This is a genomic window from Methylocapsa palsarum (genome assembly GCF_900114285.1).
Classification (GTDB): Bacteria; Pseudomonadota; Alphaproteobacteria; order Rhizobiales; family Beijerinckiaceae; genus Methylocapsa; species Methylocapsa palsarum.
Genome location: NZ_FOSN01000003.1, coordinates 78,329 through 96,070, shown reverse-complemented (window position 1 = coordinate 96,070; position 17,742 = coordinate 78,329). Strand labels below are relative to the sequence as shown.

Genomic DNA, 17,742 nt, shown 5'->3' with positions numbered 1-17,742 from the left:
CAAGGCTCGTTCAATCATTGCGGCCTCGTCGCGCATTCCGCACCACCTCTAATATCGCAAGCGCCCGTTCCGATGAAAGCAGGGTTTTCAGCGGCGCCATGAGTTTGCGGCGCCAGTTGGGCCGTTCCCTGTCGGTTCCCGGAAGATTGACGGGGCGGGTTTCGAAGGCAAGATCGTCGACCTGGACGAGAGCGATCAGCGCGTTCGATCTGGCGATATAGTCGTGGACCGCGCATGCCGCCGGGACGCTCAACGGGGCGTCGGGATCCGCGATATTCCCCGGCGGCGCGACATCGGCGAGCGCTTCCAGCAATTCTGTTTTTTCGACGCGCCGGCTTGCCTGCGCCGCTAAAGGCTCGGACAGCAGCCCGAGGTCGTTTGACTCGGCAAGGTCAACGCCCGCCCACCAGCCGGCGAGCGGCGGAAGGTCGTGCGTCGCGACGCAGGCGGCGGCGAGATGCGGATAGCGGTCGGGCGGAATATACGACTTTCCTTCGCGCTCGAAACGCATCACCCGATAGGACAGGATATTGGCCCGCGCGAGTTGGTCACGCAATCCTTCAGGAACCGTCCCGAGATCCTCGCCGACGACCGCCGTTTGCGCGCGCGTGCTCTCAAGCGCAACCTGACCCAGAAGATTCTCGAACGGATAGCTTAAATACGCACCGTCCTTTCCCTCCGCGCCGTCGGGAACCAGAAACAGGCGCTTCAGACCCAGTACATGATCGATGCGCAAGACCCCCGCGTAAGTCATGTTGGCGCGAATGAGCGCGCCGAACGAGTCGAAACCGTCCCGCAAGAGCATCCGCGGATTTGCTGGCGGCAGATTCCAGACCTGGCCATTCGGACCCAGCGGATCGGGCGGAGCGCCGATCGACAGCCCGCGCATCAGCAGATGCGCCTGCGCCCAGGCCTCGGCGCCATCGGGCGCGCAGCCGACCGCCAGGTCCCTGAAAAAAGTCAGAGCAAGTCCTGCAAAACGGGCGGATTGCGCCGCGGCGGCGAATTGGCGGTCAGCGAGCCATTGAGCGAACATCGCCCGGTCGACAGCGTCCTCGTGCGCCGCCGCGAAAGCCGCGACAGCCGGAGCATCGGGCGATTTCAGCGCGGAGGGAAACTTATCGAGCGGGCCGCCGACGAAGTCCTCGATCGCAGAAAAAATCGCAAAGCGCCGAAGCCGGTCTCCTCCGGCCTCCACAAATCGGCGATAATCTTCCACAAGCCGGTCGGAGGGAGCGTTTCCGGCGCGTTCGCGGAAGACCGAATGGAGCCGCCGTAAAATTGCATCTTTGAGCGCGTTGACGGCCCTGTAATCGACGCAGCCCAGCGCCGAGAGCCGGGCGGCCTCGGGCTCCGCGCGGCGGAGGTCGGCGCGAACAGGATCCGGCAAAAGCTCATCTGGAAGGTCAAAGAGATCGATGGCGAGCGGATTCAGGAACCGCCGGTCTGATGGATGATAAGGACTCGCCCGATCAGGCTCTCTTGGGAAAAGCGCATGAAGCGGGTTGATCCCGACCATCGCCGCGCCGGCGCCCGCCGCTGCTCCGGCGAGGATCTTCAAGGTGGTGAAGTCGCCAATCCCCTGATCCCCGTCCCTTCTCAGACTGTAGAGCTGCGCGGTCAGTCCGAAGACTTTTTCATGGTGCAGAATGTCCGGAAGGTGCGCCGTTTCCGGCGACACTGCGACATGGGACAGGGAGTCCGGCGCCTCGTCGGAACGGATGCGATGGCGGCCGGCCGGCAGCATGGGGAGAACGACATCGCGAACGTTCGCCTTACGTCCGTCAGCCGCGGCGATTTCGAGATGACGCCCGTCGCCCGGCGCAATCACGATCCGGCGAGACGATCCGTCGTCAAGCTCGATCGTCAGCACGGCCGGCTTTTCAAGATCGGCGAGACGCCCGCCAAGCCGGATCGCCTGGCGTCTCCCCTCGATGAGAGCGAGCGCGACCGGGAGCGGCCGCAGCTCCCTTTCTTCGGCCAAAACGACAAGGCTCGCGCGCGCGTCCGAGACCGAGAACGCTGGCAGGCCGAGGCCCGACAAAATTGCGCGTTTCGCGTCCGCCGGAACGAGGTGACGCTTCCCGTCCACGTCGAACCAGTCGAGGGCGACGCCCGCTGCGGAGGCGAGCGCGTCAAGCACATGGTCCGGGACTTCTGCGCGGCGCGCTGGAGAAGGGCTGAAACGCTCGGCGAGAATCACGACAGCTCTCGCGGCCACAATCAGCCGATCTTCTTCCAGTTCAGTCGCGACTCTGGCCGGTTGCGATGAATCGATCTCGAGACACCAGACATGCTGGTCCCGCGGATGAGGAACCCGCCACAGCGCCGGGACGCCGCTCCCGTTGATAAAAACCGCCGCCCGGCCCGGCGCGCGCAAATCCCCGGCGCCTTCATCGTAGAAGACCGCCGCCAACGTCCTCGCGCCGCGATCCCCCCAATCCTCGATGCGGAGCGGTTCGCCGTCGGCGTTCAGCCATTCGACATCGGGGATCCCCGTCGCATCGACCGGCGCGCCGGTGAGAGGCGTCTCCGCGCTCAAGGCGCCTGTCGCGCGGCGCAGCCGGATCAGCCGCGCGGAAAATTCGATCAGCTGTTCGTCGACGCTGGACCAGTCGATCCACGAGAGAGGATTGTCCTGGGCATAGGCGTTGTTGTTGCCCTTCTGCGTGCGGCCAAGTTCGTCCCCCATTCCGAGCATGGGCGTCCCGCGCGCGGCGAGCAGCGTCGTCAGAAGCGACCGCGCATCGGCTTGCCGCCTCGCGTTGACGGCGGCGTCCGGGGTCTCGCCTTCCGCGCCGCAGTTCCAGGACAGGTTGTCGTCGGTCCCATCGCGGTTGAACTCCCCGTTCGCTTCGTTGCGCTTTCGCGTGTAGGCGACAAGATCGGCAAGGGTGAAGCCGTCGTGCGCGGTGATGAAATTGATCGAGCGCGACAGCTTGCGGTTGCGGCCCGCGAAGATATCCGCGGACCCGGCAAGCCGGGAGGCGAGATCGCCGCGCAGCCCCTCGTCGCCGCGCCAGAAGCGGCGGAATGTGTCCCGCGCGCGATCATTCCACTCGCCCCACGCGGACGGGAATGCGCCAAGCTGATAGCCGCCAGGACCCATGTCCCAGGGCTCCGCGATGTGGATCAGATCGCGCAGCCAGGGATCCTGCGCGATCGCGGCGAGCAGCGGATGGTCTGGATCAAAGCCGTCGCCGCGCCGGGCCAGCACGGTTGCGAGATCGTAGCGAAATCCGTCGACGCCTGCGCGGCAGGCCCATGCCCGCAGCGCGTCGAGCGCCAGCCGGAGCGCCTGTGGACGCTCCAGCGCCAGCACGTCGCCGCATCCGGCGTCATTGACATAACGGGCTTTGTCGTTGTCCTGGAGCCGGTAATATCCGGAATTGTCGAGGCCGCGCAGCGACAATGTGGGACCAAGCTCATCGCTTTCGCCGGTATGGTTCAGGACCACGTCGAGGAGAACCGCGATTCCCGCGCCCTGCAGAGCCTCGACGGCGGCGCGGACCTCGTCAAATCCGCCCGGCGCCAGTCTCGGATCGGGCGCAAGCAGAGCGATGGGATTGTAGCCCCAGGAGTTCGCCAGACCGAGCGGCGGCAAATGCCGTTCGTCGATCCAGGCCGCGGCCGGAAGCAGTTCGACAGCCGTGATTCCGAGCCTCGTCAGGTGGGCGATGGACGCAGGATGCCCGAGCCCGGCGAACGTACCGCGGAGGCCGGCCGGGACATCATCGCAGAGCGCGGTGAAGCCGCGCACCTGCATCTCATAGATGACGAGGTCGCGCCATTCGACGCTGGCGCGCCGGGGCGCGCGGAACGGGGGCGCCGCCTCGACGATCGCCTTGGGCGCGACGGCCGCGCTGTCCACATGATCCTCGGCGGCGCCATGAATGCGCGCATCGAAGAGGCTGGCGTCGAGCCTGAACGGCCGGTCGAGACGGGTTGCGAGCGGATCGACAAGCAGTTTGGCCGGATTAAACCGCTGTCCCGCCGCCGGATCGAAAACGCCCTGGGCGCGCAATCCGTAGCGCGCCCCGACGCCGACGCCCGCGACATGGCCATGGAAGACGTCGCCCGTGCGGCCCGGCAGTCGAAACCGCTCAACTTCCTGATCGTCCGCGTCGAACAGGCAAACGAAAATCGCCTGCGCCGAGCCTGACGCGACGGCGACGTTGATTCCGTCGCCCTCGACGACTGCGCCAAGCGGCTCCGGCCGTCCCGGCGTCAGGCGCCGCGATCCTTGCGCGCCGGCGTTGCTCAGGTGATCACCGAGGGGGCCGCGCGGCCGGTGTAGCGTTCGATCTGCGCGATCTCGCGCGACAGCGCGATGAGCTCGGCGAGCGCCTCCTGGGTCTCCAGATTTTGGCCCGCCGGATCAGGCTCGAAGCGCTCGATATAGACCCGCAATGTCGCGCCCTCCGTTCCGGTGCCCGAAAGCCGGTAGACGATGCGGGCGCCGTCTTCGAAATGCAGCCGCACGCCCTGATGCGTCGAGTCCGAGCCGTCCACCGGATCGTGGTAGGAAAAATCATCGGCGCTCGCGATCGCGAGCCCGCCGAAGCGCTTTCCCTTGAAAGCCGGCAGGCCCTCACGCAACGCCTTGACGAGCGCATTGGCGCCGTCCGACGCCACCTCCTCGTAATCGTGCCGCGAATAATAATTGCGCCCGTAGCGCGCCCAATGGCTCACGACGACGGCTTTGACGCTCTCGCCTCGCGCCGCAAGAATGTTGAGCCACAACAGGACCGCCCACAGCCCGTCCTTCTCGCGCACATGATTGGAGCCGGTGCCGGCGCTTTCCTCGCCGCAGATCGTGGCGAGGCCCGCGTCGAGCAGATTGCCGAAAAACTTCCAGCCCGTCGGCGTCTCGTAGAGCTTGACCCCGAGCCCTTGCGCCACCCGGTCGGCGGCCCGGCTCGTCGGCATCGAGCGGGCGATTCCGGCGATTCCGCCAGCGTAGCCGGGCGCAAGGCGCGCGTTTGCGGCGAGGATGGCGAGGCTGTCCGAGGGGGTGGCGAACTGGCCGCGCCCGATGATGAGATTGCGGTCGCCGTCGCCGTCCGAGGCGGCGCAAAGATCGGGTCCGTCCGGCGTCATCGCAAGGTCAAGGAGATGTTTGCAATGGACGAGATTGGGGTCCGGATGATGGCCGCCGAAATCAGGCAGCGGCGTTCCGTTCATCACCGTGCCGGCGCCCGCTCCCAGAAGCTCCTCGAAGATGCGAATCGCATAGGGGCCGGTGACGGCGGACATGGCGTCGAACCTGAGGCGGAAGCCGCTTCTGAACAACGCGGCGATGCGCTCGAAGTCGAACAGCCCCCGCATCAGTTCCGCGTAGTCGGAAACAGGGTCGATCACTTCGATCTCGCCGCCGCCAAGCCGGACGGTTCCCAATGTGTCGACATCGACGTCGGGCGCCTCCAGGATCTTGTAATGCGCGATGGTCTTGGTCCGCTCGTAGATCGCGTCGGTCAGTTTTTCCGGCGCCGGGCCGCCGTTGCCGACATTGTATTTGATGCCGAAATCGCCATCCGGTCCGCCTGGATTATGGCTGGCGCTCAGCACGATTCCCCCGAACGCGCGATTTTTGCGGATGAGGTTCGAGGCGGCCGGAGTCGAAAGGACGCCGCCCTGCCCGACGAGAATGCGGCCGAACCCGTTCGCCAGCGCGATCTTCAGAACGATCTGGATCGCCTCGCGGTTGAAGTAGCGGCCGTCGCCGCCGACGACCAGGGTCGCGCCCTCGAAACCTTCAAGGCAATCCATGATCGCCTGCACAAAGTTTTCAAGATAGCGCGGCTGCTGAAATACGGGCGTCTTCTTGCGCAGTCCGGAGGTGCCGGGCTTCTGGCCCTCAAAGGGCGTCGTTGCGATGGCGGCGATCATGGCGTTTCCCAAATTACCTTCAACGTTCGGCGATAAGATCCCTGTATAATTTCGCATAGGCCGCCGCGGGCCTGCGCCACGAGACATCGGTCGTCATGCTGTTTTCGATGAGCCGCGCCCACGCCTCGGGCTGCACCCAGAGCCGCGCGGCGCGTTCCAGCGCGGCGCACAGCATTTCGCCGGTGACAGGCGAAAACAGAAGCCCGGAGCCGACCCCCGAAGCCAGCGCCATCTCGTTGGCGTCGATGATCGTGTCGGCGAGGCCGCCGGCGCGGGCCGCGATGGGGATCGCGCCATAGCGCATCGCGCAGAGTTGGGTCAGGCCGCAGGGCTCGAACCGCGAAGGGATCACGAGCGCGTCGGCGCCCGCCTGGGTCTGATGCGCGACGCGCTCGTTGTAGCCGATGACGGCGCCGACCCTTCCCGGCTGCGCGGCAGCGGCGGCGCGAAAGCCTTCCTCGAGCGCCGGGTCGCCCGACGCCAGCAACACAAGCTGCGCGCCGATGCGCGGCAGGACGTCGAGGTTGGCGAGGAGAAGATCGAGGCCTTTCTGCCACGAGAGGCGGCTGACGACGCCGATGAGCAGGGCGTCAGAATCGGTTTCGAGGCCGAAATCTTCCTGCAGGGCGACCTTGTTGACGCGCCGTTGCGCCAGTGTCTCCAGCGTGTAGTTTTTTGCGATCAACGGGTCGGTTTCCGGGTTCCACACGTCAACGTCGATCCCGTTCAAAATGCCGGTGATCGCCCCGGACCTGGCGCGCAGCAGGCCATCGAGCCCCATCCCGGCTTCCGGCGCCCTGATCTCCATGGCGTAGGTTGGCGATACGGTGGTGATCCTGTCAGACAGCAACAGCCCCGCCTTCAGATAACCAACCATCCCGTAATATTCGACGCCGTCGATATGGAAGGCCTGCGGCGGCAGACCGAGCGAAGGAAAAACATCGGCCGGGAACTGACCCTGGAACGCGAGATTGTGGATCGTGATCACCGTTCCCGGACGCGACCTGGACTCATAGTTGAGATAGGCGGCGGCCAGCCCCGCCTGCCAGTCATGCGCATGAACGACGTCCGGCTGAAAATTTCCCGCGAGGCCGAGGCCGATTTGCGCCGCGGTTTGTCCCAGAGCGGCGAAACGTTGCGCATTGTCGGGCCAGTCACGCCCGTCTGGCCCGACGTAGGGTCCGCCCTGCCGCTTGAAGAGATGCGGCGCGTCGAGCACGAACAGATCAAGCTCGCCGGCATAGGCCCGAAGCACGCGCGCCTCGCCGCCAAAAAGCTTTGGCGCCTTGAGGACGGGCTCCGCGCGATCAATCGCCGCCATGACGGCCGGATAACCCGGAACGAGGGTCGCGACATGAACGTCTTCCGCTTCCAGCGCGCGCGGGAGCGCGCCCGCGACATCCGCCAATCCGCCGGTTTTCACCAGCGGAAATATTTCCGGAGCGACGGAGAGAACCTTGATCGCGCTCATGCGCCGAGCCGATCTATCATCTGTTGCGTGATCAGGCAGATCCCCTTTTCGGTCAGCCGGAATCGCGCGGCGTCGAGCTTTGGATCCTCGCCGACGACGAGCCCTTCCGGGATCTTGACGCCGCGGTCGATGACGACATTCTTGAGGCGCGCGGAGCGGCCGATATCGACATAGGGCAGAATGACGGCGTTCTCGATGTCGCAATAGGAATTGGCCCGCACGCCGGTGAACAGGAGCGAGCGCCTGACCTTCGCGCCGGAAATGATGCACCCGCCGGAGACCAGAGACGAGATCGCCATGCCGCGTCTGCCATCTTCGTCGTGCACGAATTTCGCGGGCGGCGTCACCGCCCCGTCGGTCCAGATCGGCCATTCGCGATCGAAGAGATCGAGATCGGGAACGACGTCGGTCAAGTCGATATTGGCTTCCCAATAGGCGTCGACAGTGCCAACATCGCGCCAGTAGACGGCCTCGCCGTCGTTTGCCGAGCGCACGCAGGATCGCGCGAAATGATGCGCGACCGCAATGCCGTTCTGGACCACATGCGGGATGATGTCCTTGCCGAAATCGCGGCTTGAATGAGGATCGGCGGCGTCGCGTTCGAGCTGATCGAACAGGAATTTCGTCTCGAACACATAAATGCCCATCGAGACCAGAGACAGGTCTGGAAAGCCCGGCATCGGCGGCGGATCCTTCGGCTTCTCGACGAAGGCGATGATCCGGTCTTTCTCGTCGACATGCATGACGCCAAAGCCGCTGGCCTCGGAGCGCGGCGCCTCGAGGCATCCGATCGTCGCGTCGGCGCCCGTGTCGACATGCTGTTGCAGCATCATCTCGTAGTCCATCTTGTAGATGTGGTCGCCCGCGAGAATCACCATGTATTTTGGCGCATGGTCGCGGATGATGTCGATGTTCTGATAGACCGCGTCGGCGGTGCCGGCGTACCATTGGGTTTCCGAAACCCTCTGGCTCGCGGGCAGGATATCGAAACTCTCATTGCTGCCGGGCCGGAAAAAATTCCAGCCGCGATGCAGGTGGCCGATGAGGCTGTGGGCCTTGTATTGAGTCGCGACGCCGATGCGGCGGATCCCCGAATTCAACGCATTCGAAAGCGCGAAGTCGATGATCCGGGACTTGCCGCCAAAATAGACCGCGGGCTTCGCGCGGCGGTCCGTGAGCTCCATCAGGCGGCTGCCGCGTCCGCCCGCAAGAACAAAGGCCATCGCTTGCCGGCCGATCGGAGCGCTGAGCCTCATGCCGGCATCCCTCGAGCAAGGATCGTCGTCTCTGCGGACGGCTCGTCCGCAGGCGTGAAATACAGCGTCGATAGTGGCGGCAGGGTCAGTTCGGCCGATGCCGGAAAGCCATGCAACGCGTCAGAGGCCGCGGTGACACCGCCAAGATTTCCCATTCCCGATCCCCCGTAAACATCCGCGTCCGTGTTGAGGATCTCGCGCCATCCTCCCGGCCGCGGCAGTCCAAGCCTGTAGGCGCGGCGAGGCTCCGGCGTGAAATTGGCGACCATGACGACAGGCGGGTCGCCCGCCGCGCCAAACCGGACAAAGGCCGCGACCGACTGCTCCTGATCATCCGCGACGATCCAGCGGAAGCCTTCGGGCTCGCAATCGCGGGCGTGGAGCGCGGGCTGCGTTCGATGCAGATGATTCAAGTCGCGGATCAATCTCTGCACGCCCCGATGCGCAGGCGATTGCAAAAGATCCCAGTCGAGTTCGCGCGCCTCGCTCCATTCGCGGCGCTGCGCGAATTCCTGCCCCATGAACAAAAGCTTCTTGCCGGGATGCGCCCACATGAACCCGTAATAGGCGCGCAGGTTGGCGAACTTTCGCCAGTCGTCGCCCGACATTTTTTGCCAAAGCGAGCCTTTGCCGTGCACGACCTCATCGTGGCTGAGCGGCAGCACGAAGTTTTCCGAAAAAGCGTAAAGCAGGCCGAACGTCAGCTTGTCGTGACGCCAGCGGCGATGCACGGGGTCGAGCGCCATATACTCCAGAGTATCGTGCATGAACCCCATGTTCCATTTGAACCCGAAGCCGAGGCCGCCCGCGCTGGTCGGCGCCGAGACCCCCGACCAGGCCGTCGACTCTTCCGCAACGGTGAACGCGCCTGGATGCAAGCCATAGACGAGTTCATTGACTCTTCTAAGAAAGGCGACGGCGTCCTTGTTGTCGTTGCTCCCGTCGGGGTTTGGCGCCCATTCGCCCTCTTTGCGGGAATAGTCGAGATAGAGCATGGAAGCCACCGCGTCGACGCGCAACCCATCGATATGATAGCGATCGAACCAGAACAGCGCGTTCGCGGCCAGAGTCGACATCACCTCGGGGCGACCGAAATCATAGACCGCGGTGTTCCAGTCCGGGTGGTAGCCCCGGCGCGGATCCGAATGCTCGTAGAGCGTCTCGCCGTCGAACTTGGCGAGGCCGTGCGCGTCGGTCGGAAAATGCGCCGGAACCCAGTCGAGAATCACGCCAAGTCCAGCCGCATGAGCCCGGTCCACAAAACGGGCGAAACCGGACGGATCGCCAAACCGGCTCGTCGGCGCGAACAGCCCGATCGGCTGGTAGCCCCACGATTCGTCGAGAGGATGTTCTGAAACGGGAAGAAGCTCCAGATGCGTGAAGCCAAGGTCGGCCGCGTAGGGGACAAGCTGTACGGCGAGTTCGTCGTAGGACAAAAAGCGGCCGCCCGGGCACCGCCGCCAGGAGCCGAGATGGACCTCGTAGATGCTCATCGGCGAGCGCCGCGGATCGGACGCTTTCGCGCGTTCGGAAAATGCCAGATCCGACCAGACGAAATGTTCGGTTTGCGCGACGATGGAACCCGTGGAGGGGCGCATTTCGCCGGCGAATCCGACAGGGTCGGCCTTGAGCGGCAGGAGGCGCCCGTCGCGCGAGACGATTTCATATTTGTAGACGGCGCCTTCGCCGACTCCGGGGGCGAAAATTTCCCAGAGCCCGGAATCGATTCGTTTGCGCATCTGATGCGAACGGCCGTCCCAGCCGTTGAAGGAGCCGACCACCCAGACCCGCAGCGCACGCGGCGCCCAGACGGCGAAATGCGTCCCCTCGATCCCCTCGAAACGCATAGGGTGGGCGCCAAGCCTGTTGTAGATCTCGCGATGAGCGCCTTGCACAAAAAGATAGTCGTCGATTTCCCCGAGCACGGCGCCTAATGCATAGGGGTCTTCATAATCCCAGGTTCCGCCCGCGTTCTCCGCCCTCAATCGATAGCGGAAACGGCCCGTTCGGCCAGGGGCGAGGCCCTCGAAAAAACCGCCGCCACTCCCGGTCAGAATAATCGTCGCTCCATCCTCGACGAGCGCGCTGAGGCGTTCGGCATAAGGCGCGAACGCGCGGATGGCGACGCCCGCCGGCGTCTGATGCGGGCCAAGCACCGAAAAGGGATCTGGATGCCGGCCGCTCAGCAGGGCTTCGGCGTCGACGGCGCCGACGCGCCAGGTCGTATTGGCGGAGGGTCCGGCATCGACGCCGGTTGCGCCCATTTCAGCCGTTTCCCGGCTGCCGGACCGGAACATTCCAGATGTCCTGCGCGTATTCCGCGATCGTCCGGTCGGAGGAGAACCAGCCCATATTCGCTGTGTTGAGCGCCGCCGATCTCCACCAGGCCGGCTTATCCCGCCACCGTCGGAACACCGCGCGCTGCGTCTCGAAATAGCTCTCGAAATCAGCCGTGACCATGAAGTAGTCGTGATGGGTCAAAGCGTCCGCCAGTCCCCGGTAGCGGTCTGGCTCTTCCGGCGAGAAGACGCCCGAGGCGACGGCTTCCAGCACTTCCGCGAGCTTTGGCGAACGCGCGATCGCCTCGCGCCCGTCGATGCCCTGGTGACGCCGGCGCGCCTCGACTTCATCGGCGGTGAGGCCGAATATAAAAATATTCTCAGCTCCGACCCTGTCGCGGATTTCGACATTGGCGCCATCGAGCGTGCCGATGGTGAGCGCGCCGTTCAACGCGAATTTCATGTTGCCGGTGCCGGAGGCCTCCATGCCGGCCGTTGAAATCTGCTCGGACAGGTCCGCCGCCGGAATGATCTTTTCGGCGAGACTGACATTGTAGTTCGGCAGGAACACAACCTTCAGGAGATCCCTCACCGTGGGGTCCGAATTGACGATCCTTGCGACGTCGTTGGCGAGTTGAATGGTCAGTTTCGCCGTCGTATAGCTCGCGGCCGCCTTGCCGGCGAAAATCTTGACCCTTGGAATCCAATCCCGCATGGGCTCGGCGCGGATCGCGTCATAGACTGCGATCGTCTCCAGAAGATTGAGGATCTGCCGCTTGTACTCATGGATGCGCTTGATCTGGACGTCGAACAACGCGCCGGGATCGATGTCGATTCCGAGTTGGCGACGCACGAGCTTTGCGAGCGCGGCCTTGTTGACGAGGCGTATCGCCGCATAGCGCTCCTGAAACGAAGCGTCGCCCGCGACATGCGCCACTTTCTCAAGCAGCATCGGGTCGTCGAGAAGGCGGTCGCCGGCGACCTCCATAAGGAGCGCGGTCAGGCCGGGATTGGCCTCCTTCAGCCAGCGCCGGAAGGTGATTCCATTCGTCTTGTTGGTGATCTTTCCCGGCAAGACCAGGTCCAGTTCGCGGAACACCGTCTCTTTCATCAGGTCCGTATGGAGCTTTGAGACGCCGTTGATTTTATGCGATCCCAAAAACGCGAGATGCCCCATGCGGACGCGCCGGCCATGCCCCTCCTCGATGAGGGAAATCGCCGCGAGCCGCTCGCCGGTAGACCCGGGCAGCTTGCTCGACTGATCGAGATGAATTGCGTTGATGAGGTAGATGATCTGCATGTGGCGCGGCAAAAGCCGCTCCATCAACGGCACCGGCCAGGTCTCGAGGGCTTCGGGCAGCAGCGTATGATTGGTGTAGCTGAACGTCGCCCTTGTGATGTTCCAGGCCTCCGCCCACCCAAGGTTGCGCCAGTCGACGAGAATGCGCATCAACTCTGTGATCGCGATGGCCGGATGGGTGTCGTTCAGCTGGATCGCGACCTTGTCCGGCAGCGAATGCAGATCCCCGTTCTGGCGCAGGTGCCGATTGACGAGATCCTGCAGCGAGGCGGACGCGAAAAAATATTCCTGGCGGAGCCGGAGTTCTTCCCCGGCGGGCGTCGAGTCGCTTGGATAGAGCACCTTCGAAATCGATTCGGCGCGCACCTGATCCATCAGCGCGCCGAAATGATCGCCGCTGTTGAATTTATCGAGGCGCAGCGGGTCGGGCGAACGCGCCGACCAGAGCCGCAAAGTGTTGATCTGACGGCCGCGCCAGCCCGGGATCGGAGTGTCATAGGCAAGCGCTTCCACCGTTTCGGCCGGGCGCCAGGTATGCTTGAGCGTTCCGTCTTGCCGATGCTCTGCTTCGATACGGCCGCCAAAGCCGATCTCGTAATAGATTTCCGGCCGCTGGAATTCCCAAGGGTTGCCGAAGGACAGCCAGTCCTCGGGATATTCCTGCTGACGCCCGTTCTTGATGCGTTGGCGGAACAGGCCATGATCGTAACGGATGCCATAGCCATAGGCGGCGATCGAGAGGGTCGCCATGCTCTCCATGAAACAGGCGGCGAGGCGCCCAAGACCTCCGTTGCCGAGCGCGGCGTCAGGCTCGACGTCGCGCAAGTCCTCGAGGTCCACGCCGAGCCCGGCGAGCGCGGCGCGCGTTGGTTCGACCATCTCCATGTTGGTCAACGCATCGAGCAGAAGACGGCCGATCAGGAACTCAAGGCTGAGATAATAGACGCGCTTGCGCCCAGTCCGCTTGGTCTCGTTGACGCCCGCGATCCAGCGCTCCACCATCTTGTCGCGCACGGTGAGCGCCGTCGCGACGAACCAGTCGCGCGCGCTGGCGGCGAGCGGATCCTTGCCGACGGAATAGGTCAGCTTGTCGAGAATGCGCGCCCGTATGCCGGCCGCCTCGTCGAGCGCCCCTGCGCCGGATGAACCAGCCTCGACGCCGGGAGACGCTTCGATCCTTGCATCCATTGTCTCTCACCCCCCCGCTTCGATCGGCCAGACCGCCCCTTATCGCAGGATTTCGAGGCTCCGGCCAATATCCCGACGCAAGTCTAAGCTCCATCGGATGAAAAACTCCTTGACCGAATTCGTAACGTTCTCTATTTGTTCTAATAAGTCGATGACCCCTTATGCGGAGTTTTTCGTGCCGACATTCGCGAAAGAGGCGCATTTCAGCTCCGCCGCCTTTGCTGAATCTCCGGGCGCGCGAGCTTTGCCAGATCTGGCGGCTTTCGCGGAGCTTACGGCTTTGCCGGACCTTACGGCTTTGCCGGACCTTGCGGTTTTGCCGGACCTTAGAGTTTTGCATGGTCGCGGCGCCGTCACCAACGCCAGCGGCCGTTTTGAAAGCGAGGCGCGGTTTCGCGAAGACGATGGCTGGGGCGAAGCCGATGATCTGCCGCCGCTACGAACCCATGTCAGCGAAGAACGCGCCAAATCCATCATCACCCGCAACGAATCGCCCGACATTTCCTTCGATCGTTCGATCAATCCGTATCGCGGATGCGAACATGGTTGCAGTTATTGCTTCGCGCGGCCGATACACGCGTTTCTGGGCCTCTCCCCGGGCCTCGATTTTGAAACCCGCCTGTTCGCCAAGACCAACGCCGCCGAGCTTCTGGAGCGTGAATTGTCGGCGCGAAACTATCGGCCAAAGACCATCGCCATCGGCACGAACACCGATCCCTACCAGCCGATCGAACGCACGCGCAAGGTGATGCGGCGGATCCTCGAGGTTCTGGCGAGGACCAACCATCCGGTCGGCATCGTCACAAAATCCGCGCTCATCCTGCGCGACCTCGATCTGCTCGGCCCGATGGCGGAAAAAGGTCTGGTCAAGGTCGCCCTCTCGGTCACGACTCTCGACAAGGAGCTTGCGCGGAAGATGGAGCCAAGGGCGAGCGCTCCGGAGCGCCGCCTTGAAGCGATCAGGCGGCTGGCGCAGGCGGGCGTTCCGACGGCTGTCATGGTCGCGCCGATCATTCCGGCGCTCAACGACGCCGAAATCGAGGCCATCCTGACCCGCGCCCAGGCGATGGGAGCAAGCGGGGCAGGTTATGTCATGCTGCGTCTGCCGCTGGAGGTGCGCGACATTTTCAAGCAATGGCTTCTGGCGCATTTCCCCGGCAAGCTCTCGCATGTCATGTCTCTCGTGCGTTCGACGCGGGGCGGCAAGGACTACGATCCCGCCTTCGGCAAACGCATGACCGGAGCCGGCCCCTATGCGTGGACGGTCGGACGCCGCTTCGAAATCGCCGCCTCTCGATTGGGACTGGCGAAAAGCCGGACGCCGTTGCGCACGGATCTCTTCATGCCTCCCCCGCGCGCGGGGGAACAATTGCAATTGCTATAATGGAAAAGTCGCCGGGCCGCGCGGGGACTGGACGCACGGCCGAAGCCAAGAAGCCTCGCGTCAAGAAGTCAGGACGAGCCTCGCGTCAAAGAGACTTTTCACCGGAAGACGGACAGCCTAAATCTGCGTCATGACCCGTCCCCCGGACAATGCTCCCGAAACGACCGGACACGCCGCCCGGCCTGCGCCTGCCCCTGCCCCTGCCCCAGACGATCGCGCAGACGAATGTCTGGAGGCAAGCCTGGATGAGGCCGAAGGCGGTCCCGATCTGGACATCGGTCCCGAGGACGGGGCTGCGCCCGCCTCCCTGCGCCGCGGCGCCTCCGTCATCCGAGCCCAATTGCGCCACGCCCCGGCGGGGCCGGGGGTCTATCGCATGATCGCCGCCGACGGCGAAGTCCTTTACGTCGGCAAGGCGAAAAGCGTCCGCAAGCGCATCGCGAGCTACGTGCGGCTGTCCGGCCATACCAACCGCATCGCCCGGATGATCGGACTGACGGCGTCGATGGTGTTCGTCTCGACCGCAACCGAGACGGAAGCGCTGCTGCTCGAAACCAATTTCATCAAGCAGATGAAGCCCCGCTTCAACGTGCTGATGCGGGACGACAAGTCGTTTCCCTATATCCTCGTCACCAAGGATCATTCCGCGCCTCAGATCACCAAGCATCGCGGCGCGCGCAACCGGAACGGCGATTATTTCGGCCCGTTCGCAAGCGTCTGGGCGGTCAACCGCACTCTCAACGCGCTGCAGCGCGCATTCCTCCTGCGCTCCTGCTCGGACAGTTTTTACGACAACCGCACAAGGCCTTGCCTGCTCTATCAGATCAAGCGCTGCTCGGCGCCCTGCACCGGAGAAATCAGCGAGCCCGATTATGCCGCGCTCGTGCGCGAGACGCACGATTTCCTGACGGGCAAGAGCCGCGCCGTGCGCGAACGCCTGGCGCAGGAAATGACGCACGCCGCCGATCTGATGGAGTTCGAACGCGCCGCGCGGCTGCGCGATCGCATCGCCGCGCTGTCGGCGATCCAGGGGGCCCAGGGCGTCAATCCAAAGACGGTGGACGAGGCCGACGTATTCGCCGTCGTCGAGCAGGCGGGGCAATTCTGTATCGAGGCGTTCTTTTTTCGCGCCTATCAGAACTGGGGAAACAGGGCCTATTTCCCGCGCGCCGACAAAAGCCTTTCGCCAGCGGAGGTGCTCGACGCTTTTCTTGCGCAGTTCTACGCCGATAAACCACCGCCTCATTTGATCCTGACGTCTCACGACATCGAAAACCGGGCCGTGCTCGAACAGGCGCTGAGGGAGCGGTGCGGCGAGAAAATCGAAATCGCCGCGCCCCGGAGAGGCGAAAAAAAAGAGCTTGTGGAACATGCGGCGCAAAACGGACGCGAGGCGCTCAGCCGCAGGCTTTCGGAATCCGCGTCGCAGGAGCAGCTTCTCGGCGCGCTCGCTTCGACCTTCGGCTTGAGCGCGCCCCCGCGACGGATCGAAGTCTACGACAATTCGCATATCATGGGGACAAACGCCGTGGGCGCGATGATCGTCGCCGGCGCCGAGGGATTCATGAAATCCCATTACCGCACCTTCAACATCAAGAGCGAGACGCTGACGCCCGGCGACGATTACGGAATGATGAGCGAGGTGCTGCGGCGGCGCTTCGCGCGACTGGTCAAGGACGAGGCCGGCCAGATTTTGACGAGCCAGATTCTGACAAGTCAGGCTTCGACGAGTCTGGACTCGCCGCCCGATCATCCGGTCGTCGCCGATCTGGATCTTGAATCCGAGCCGCAGGACGACCCCGACGAACGCCAGGAGGCGTTTCCGCAACGGCCGGACCTCATCCTGATCGACGGCGGCCAAGGTCAATTCGACGCCGCCCGCGCGATCCTCGCGGAACTCGGCGTGAGCGGGGTCACCGTCGCCGCAATCGCCAAGGGCGCGGACCGCAACGCCGGCCGCGAGACGTTTTTCGTCGTCGGGCGCGAACCATTTCGGCTTCCGCCGCGCGATCCGGCACTTTATTTTGTGCAGCGCCTTCGCGACGAGGCGCACCGGTTCGCCATCGGAACGCACCGCGCCCGGCGCAAGAAAGATTTCACCAAAAGCCCCCTCGACGAGATCGCCGGCGTTGGCCCGGCGCGCAAACGCGCCCTTCTGCACGCCTTCGGCACCGCCAAAGCGATTTCCCGGGCGGCCCTGCCGGATCTGGAAAAGGTTCCGGGAGTTAACGCCGCAGTGGCGCGCCTTGTCTATGATTTCTTCCATGAGGGCCGCGAATGAATGACGGTCCCGGCAAATTCGGCCTCCCCCATCGCTTTAGGCGAGGGACTTCGTTATAGACTTGACGCAAACTCACAGAGACTGTTCCCTCGAATCATGGCGATCACGACGACTTCGAGGAGCTCGGGCCAGACCTGGAGCGTACCCAATATCCTGACTTACGGCCGGGTCGCCGCGGTGCCTGTCGTGGTCGGCTGCCTGTTCTGGCCGGAACTTCCGTCGATGAGGTGGGTCGCGCTCGGCCTTTTCATCGTCGCGGGAATCACTGATTTTCTCGACGGGTATCTTGCCCGCGCGCTGTCCCAGCAATCGGCCCTCGGCAAGATGCTCGACCCGATCGCCGACAAGCTGCTGGTCTCCTCGGTGCTGCTGATGCTCGTGGCGGATCATACGATCATGAGCTACTCGCTGGTCGCCGCGATCGTCATCTTGTGCCGGGAAATCCTTGTCTCGGGATTGCGCGAGCAACTGGCGGAGGTCAAGGTCTCGCTCCCGGTCAGCCGGATCGCGAAATGGAAAACGACGCTGCAACTCATCGCGCTGGGCTTTTTGATCGCGGGGCCCGCGGGCGACGCCGTGCTCCCCTGGACGACGAACATCGGCCTCGCCCTGTTCTGGCTTTCCGCACTGCTGACGATTTACACCGGATGGGATTATCTCCGGGCCGCGTTGCGGCACGTCATCGACGAGTGAC

Annotated in this window: 9 protein-coding genes; 3 read left to right on the top strand and 6 right to left on the bottom strand. The window is 64.0% G+C overall.

The genetic code is table 11. The features are described from left to right. Positions 1-10: 10 nt before the first annotated feature. From glgX to BM177_RS05045, 6 genes are read right to left on the bottom strand one after another with little or no spacing between them, the layout of a single operon-like run. Positions 11-4,231: a glycogen debranching protein GlgX gene (gene glgX, locus BM177_RS05070; protein ID WP_091679157.1), complete on the bottom strand. Its 4,221-nt coding sequence runs from the start codon at positions 4,229-4,231 to the stop codon at positions 11-13. A gap of 29 nt (positions 4,232-4,260) precedes the next feature. After that, positions 4,261-5,889 carry an alpha-D-glucose phosphate-specific phosphoglucomutase gene (locus BM177_RS05065; protein WP_091679152.1) on the bottom strand — a complete coding sequence of 543 codons (1,629 nt, stop codon included), beginning with the start codon at positions 5,887-5,889 and terminating at the stop codon, positions 4,261-4,263. A 19-nt stretch (positions 5,890-5,908) separates the two neighbouring features. Further along, a complete protein-coding gene (glgA, locus tag BM177_RS05060) occupies positions 5,909-7,360 on the bottom strand; it encodes a glycogen synthase GlgA (protein ID WP_091679148.1) in 1,452 nt (483 codons plus the stop codon). Continuing rightward, the gene (glgC, locus tag BM177_RS05055; RefSeq protein WP_091679145.1) at positions 7,357-8,616 is read right to left on the bottom strand and encodes a glucose-1-phosphate adenylyltransferase; all 1,260 of its coding nucleotides are present in this window, start codon (positions 8,614-8,616) and stop codon (positions 7,357-7,359) included. The genes glgA and glgC overlap by 4 nt, the downstream gene beginning before the upstream one ends. After that, positions 8,613-10,880: a 1,4-alpha-glucan branching protein GlgB gene (glgB, locus tag BM177_RS05050; protein WP_091679578.1), complete on the bottom strand. Its 2,268-nt coding sequence runs from the start codon at positions 10,878-10,880 to the stop codon at positions 8,613-8,615. The genes glgC and glgB overlap by 4 nt, the downstream gene beginning before the upstream one ends. 1 nt (position 10,881) lies before the next feature. Next, the gene (locus tag BM177_RS05045; protein ID WP_091679142.1) at positions 10,882-13,383 is read right to left on the bottom strand and encodes a glycogen/starch/alpha-glucan phosphorylase; all 2,502 of its coding nucleotides are present in this window, start codon (positions 13,381-13,383) and stop codon (positions 10,882-10,884) included. Positions 13,384-13,663: 280 nt separating this feature from the next. Here BM177_RS05045 and BM177_RS05040 point away from each other — a divergent pair, with 280 nt between their 5' ends. The 3 genes from BM177_RS05040 (at position 13,664) to pgsA (ending at position 17,741) form a co-directional block, all read left to right on the top strand. Continuing rightward, on the top strand, positions 13,664-14,767 hold the full coding sequence (locus BM177_RS05040) for a PA0069 family radical SAM protein (RefSeq protein ID WP_244532141.1): 1,104 nt from the start codon (positions 13,664-13,666) through the stop codon (positions 14,765-14,767). Positions 14,768-14,897: 130 nt separating this feature from the next. Beyond that, on the top strand, positions 14,898-17,048 hold the full coding sequence (gene uvrC / locus BM177_RS05035) for an excinuclease ABC subunit UvrC (RefSeq protein ID WP_175492503.1): 2,151 nt from the start codon (positions 14,898-14,900) through the stop codon (positions 17,046-17,048). A 96-nt stretch (positions 17,049-17,144) separates the two neighbouring features. After that, positions 17,145-17,741: a CDP-diacylglycerol--glycerol-3-phosphate 3-phosphatidyltransferase gene (pgsA, locus tag BM177_RS05030; RefSeq protein WP_091679135.1), complete on the top strand. Its 597-nt coding sequence runs from the start codon at positions 17,145-17,147 to the stop codon at positions 17,739-17,741. Position 17,742: the final 1 nt, after the last annotated feature.

What these genes read in the sequence shown, in the direction of transcription:
- BM177_RS05045 (WP_091679142.1), bottom strand. Translation starts at nt 13,383, where the DNA reads ATGGATGCAAGGATCGAAGCGTCTCCCGGCGTCGAGGCTGGTTCATCC.
- BM177_RS05065 (WP_091679152.1), bottom strand. Translation starts at nt 5,889, where the DNA reads ATGATCGCCGCCATCGCAACGACGCCCTTTGAGGGCCAGAAGCCCGGC.
- pgsA (WP_091679135.1), top strand. Translation starts at nt 17,145, where the DNA reads ATGGCGATCACGACGACTTCGAGGAGCTCGGGCCAGACCTGGAGCGTA.
- glgA (WP_091679148.1), bottom strand. Translation starts at nt 7,360, where the DNA reads ATGAGCGCGATCAAGGTTCTCTCCGTCGCTCCGGAAATATTTCCGCTG.
- uvrC (WP_175492503.1), top strand. Translation starts at nt 14,898, where the DNA reads ATGACCCGTCCCCCGGACAATGCTCCCGAAACGACCGGACACGCCGCC.
- glgB (WP_091679578.1), bottom strand. Translation starts at nt 10,880, where the DNA reads ATGGGCGCAACCGGCGTCGATGCCGGACCCTCCGCCAATACGACCTGG.
- glgC (WP_091679145.1), bottom strand. Translation starts at nt 8,616, where the DNA reads ATGAGGCTCAGCGCTCCGATCGGCCGGCAAGCGATGGCCTTTGTTCTT.